The 474-nt window shown below is 74.3% G+C and carries 1 protein-coding gene; it reads right to left on the bottom strand.

Annotated features, from left to right (window positions below):
• Positions 1-74: 74 nt before the first annotated feature.
• Positions 75-419, bottom strand: a complete 345-nt coding sequence (locus LPA54_RS37595) for a MerR family transcriptional regulator (protein WP_069757470.1) — start codon at positions 417-419, stop codon at positions 75-77.
• Between the last annotated feature and the right edge of the window lie 55 nt (positions 420-474).

Here is a 474-nt window from a genome sequence, read left to right as displayed (position 1 = left end):
ACGCTACCGCCCGGGGCGCGGGGGGCGCATCGCAGGGGAGGAGTGCGGACGCGCCACCGCGCGGGGCCCGCCGGTCAGGGCTTCGTCAGCAACCCCGCGAGCGTGCCCCGGCTGCGCCGCAGCGCCTCGATCCGGTCGTCCATCACCGCCAGCTCCCCGCCGAGGATCTCCCGCAGCTCCGCGCACCAGTCGAACCCGGGCCCCTCGCCCCGGGCACACGGCAGCACCTGGGCGATCACCTCGGTGGACAGGCCCGCCCGCAGCAGCGCGCGGATCTGTGTGACGGTCACCACGGCCTCCTCGGCGTAGTCGCGGTAGCCGTTCGCGCCCCGCCCGGCCGACAACAGCCCCTGCGCCTCGTAGTACCGCAGCGACCGTGCGCTGACGCCCGTCCGCCGGGACAACTCCCCGATCAGCATGTACCCGTGCCCCGTTCCCTCTTGACCTTGTCACCGGTGTCAGGCCCTAACGTCC

This window comes from Streptomyces sp. DH12 (assembly GCF_020873895.1).
Taxonomy (GTDB): domain Bacteria; phylum Actinomycetota; class Actinomycetes; order Streptomycetales; family Streptomycetaceae; genus Streptomyces.
Note: the sequence above shows the minus strand (reverse complement) of the source record. Positions and strands in the feature narration are given on the sequence as shown.